This window comes from Longimicrobium sp. (assembly GCF_036554565.1).
Lineage (GTDB): Bacteria > Gemmatimonadota > Gemmatimonadetes > Longimicrobiales > Longimicrobiaceae > Longimicrobium.
Genome location: NZ_DATBNB010000546.1, coordinates 1 through 3,041, shown reverse-complemented (window position 1 = coordinate 3,041; position 3,041 = coordinate 1). Strand labels below are relative to the sequence as shown.

General features: G+C 68.1%; 4 protein-coding genes. 1 reads left to right on the top strand and 3 read right to left on the bottom strand.

Annotated features, from left to right (window positions below; translation table 11 throughout):
• The 3 genes from VIB55_RS15065 to VIB55_RS15055 all read right to left on the bottom strand — a co-directional run.
• The coding region (locus tag VIB55_RS15065; protein WP_331877483.1) for an acetyl-CoA carboxylase biotin carboxylase subunit at window positions 1-999 on the bottom strand (999 nt) is incomplete at its 3' end.
• A 98-nt stretch (window positions 1,000-1,097) separates the two neighbouring features.
• Window positions 1,098-1,388, bottom strand: a complete 291-nt coding sequence (locus tag VIB55_RS15060; RefSeq protein WP_331877482.1) for a nucleotidyltransferase family protein — start codon at window positions 1,386-1,388, stop codon at window positions 1,098-1,100.
• A gap of 169 nt (window positions 1,389-1,557) precedes the next feature.
• Entirely contained in the window at window positions 1,558-1,821 is a 264-nt protein-coding gene (locus VIB55_RS15055; protein WP_331877481.1) for an AbrB/MazE/SpoVT family DNA-binding domain-containing protein, read from the bottom strand.
• Between the two features lie 153 nt (window positions 1,822-1,974).
• On the opposite strand from VIB55_RS15055, the gene VIB55_RS15050 reads away from it, so the two are divergent.
• A partial coding sequence (locus VIB55_RS15050) for a serine hydrolase domain-containing protein (protein ID WP_331877484.1) occupies window positions 1,975-3,041 on the top strand: 1,067 nt, incomplete at its 3' end.

Genomic DNA, 3,041 nt, shown 5'->3' with positions numbered 1-3,041 from the left:
GTGCCCGCGAAGCCGGCGCCCGTCGCCCTGGAAGCTGATCGGCTCGCCCGCGGCCACCCGGATCTGCTCCTTCACCAAATCGAAGCTCGTGACCATCTCGGTCACGGGGTGCTCGACCTGGATGCGCGTGTTCATCTCCATGAAGTAGAAGCTGCCGTCCTCGTCGAGCAGAAATTCGATGGTGCCGGCGCTCGAATAGCCGACGCGCTTGCAGGCTTCGACCGCGGCCGTGCCCATCTTCTCGCGAAGCTCCGGCGACAGGACGGGCGAGGGCGCCTCTTCGATGAGCTTCTGGTGGCGGCGCTGGATGCTGCACTCGCGCTCGCCCAGGTGCAGCGTGTTGCCGTGCCGGTCGGCCAGCAGCTGGATCTCGATGTGGCGCGGCCCCTCCAGGAACTTCTCCACGTACACGGAGCGGTCGCCGAACGCCGCCTGGGCCTCGTTGCCGGCGGATTCGAAGGCGCGCTCGATCTCGTCCTCGCCGCGGACGATCCTCATCCCCTTGCCGCCGCCGCCCGCCGCCGCCTTCAGCAGCACCGGATAGCCGATCTCGCCCGCTACCTTCCGCGCTTCGGCCGCATCGACCAGCGCGTCCTTGGTGCCGGGGACCACGGGCACGCCGGCCGCGATCACCCGCCGCCGCGCCGCCGTCTTGTCGCCCATCTCCGTCACCGCCTCGGGCGACGGGCCAATGAACACGAGCCCCGCGTCGCGCACGGCCTGGATGAAGTGGGCCCGCTCGGAAAGGAAGCCGTAGCCGGGGTGGATGGCCTCGGCGCCGGAGCGCCTGGCGACGTCGATGAGCACGTCGACCTTCAGATAGCTCTGCGCGCTGGGCGCCGGGCCGATCAGGTACGCCTCGTCGGCGGCCAGCACGTGGGGCGCCAGGCGGTCGGCCTCGGAGTACACGGCGACGGCCTGCACCCCCAGCTCGTGCGCCGCGCGGATGACGCGGAGCGCGATCTCTCCGCGGTTGGCAACCAGGATCTTCTTGAACACGCGATTCCGTCGATGAATTGCGCCTGTGTGCGATCAGCTCCCGGGGAGCTCATCGAGCATCTTTTCGACTTCTGCCTTCAACTCGGGAACTTGCTCCGTTACAGCTGAACGGCTTCGCCCATCACCCTGTCCCGCAGTTCCGGGCGCAAACCCCGATCCGTCACGACGTCCACTCGAAACCCGAGCAGTTCCTCGAGGTCCAGCACGAGCCCGGCGGGAAACCACGAGCTGATCGCCGGACCCGGCTCGACGAGCAGGTCTACGTCGCTGTCCGGCCTTGCATCGCCGCGCGCACGCGAGCCGAAGATGCGAACGTTGCCCGCGCCGTGCTCCGCCGCGATGCGCTTGATCACCTCGCGTTTTTCCAGAATGCTGGGATCCAGTTGCATCATCCCCTGCCCTGTAGCCGCGTCCGCCGCAATCAGCCCCAAACTACAACCGGCCCGCCCAGTTGGCGAGCCGGTCAGGTGCCGTCTAGATCGCATGTGTCGCGATCGCGCCGAAGTTCGTCCCAGCGCCGTTCCACTGGTCTCCGCGGAAGGCTTCCATCCGCTGCCGCTAAGTCATCGGCTCGTCGCTAACGCGGCACTCGTCAACTTCCGCGTGACGTTCGCGCAGCAGTTGCTCGGCGTACCCACGCAGTTCGCCACCGCCTAACGACACCAGTTGGTCGACCCATGACGGGGCGTCTTGGGATTTGAGAAGAAGGTACCCCTCGGCATGCGGCTCGAACCTGACCCTGTCGCCGGGTTCAAGGCCCAGATGCCGCACGGACGCGGGGACGACGATTTGCGACTTGCTGTTCAGTCTGGACTCGCGCATTGCTCCTCCCGAGGACGCTTTCACGAAAAGTAGAACCGTCCACTCCGAACGTAAAGCACCTTGCGCCACCTTGCCCTCGCTGGGGAGCCGCGTGTATAGGAATAAGAGAAACTGTCGCAAGCGTAACCCGAGCAGGAACCAGCCGTGCTGCGTATGAAGATCAACTGCATCGCCCTCGCACTCCTCGTCGCGTCCTCTGCGCAAGCGCAGCGCGGCGCCGTCTACTACCCTGGCCCGGGTGAGGATTGGCAGCGGCGCACGCCGCAGCAGGTGGGGATGGACGCGGCGCTCATCGACTCCGCCGTGGCGTTCGCGCGGGCGAACGAGAGCACCGCGCCGCGCGACCTGGAGCTGGCGCACCACCAGACGTTCGGGCGCGAGCCATTCGGGGAGCCCGTGGGTCCGTTCGCCGAGCGCGGCGACGCGACGGGCATCATCATCCGCAACGGCTACATCGTGGCCGAGTGGGGCGATCCCCGGCGCGTGGACATGACGTTCAGCGTCACCAAGAGCTTCGTCTCCACCGTGGTGGGCCTGGCGGTGGACCGCGGGATGATCCGCTCGGTGAACGATCCCGTGGACCCGTACATGGCGCCCGTATTCGTCATTCCGCCCGAGGGCGGCAACCGCCACGCCGGCGGCCTGGGCGAGGGCAGGGCGATGCGGCTGTTCGACAACGAACGCGAGCGGCGCATCACCTGGGACCACCTGCTGCGCCAGGTGAGCGACTGGGAGGGCACGCTCTGGGGCAAGCCCGACTGGGCCGACCGCCCGCTGCAGAACCCGCAGGAGTGGCTGACGCGCCCCCGGAGCGAGCCCGGCGCGGCCTACGAGTACAACGACGTTCGCGTGAACCTGCTGGCGCTCGCCGCCCTCAACGTGTGGCGCCGGCCGCTGCCGCAGGTGCTGCGTGAGCAGGTGATGGACCCCATCGGCGCCTCGACCACCTGGCGCTGGACGGGCTACGACAACTCGTGGGTGCTGATGGATGGGCAGGCCGTGCAGTCCGTTAGCGGCGGGGGGCACTGGGGAGGCGGGATGTTCATCAACGCCCGCGACATGGCCCGCTTCGGCTACCTGACGCTGCGCCGCGGCCGGTGGGGCGACCGCCGCATCCTGTCGGAGGAGTGGGTGCGGATGGCGACGACGCCCACGCCCGCGCAGCCCACGTACGGCTTCATGAACTGGTTCGTGAACACCGACCGCACGTATCTTCCCAG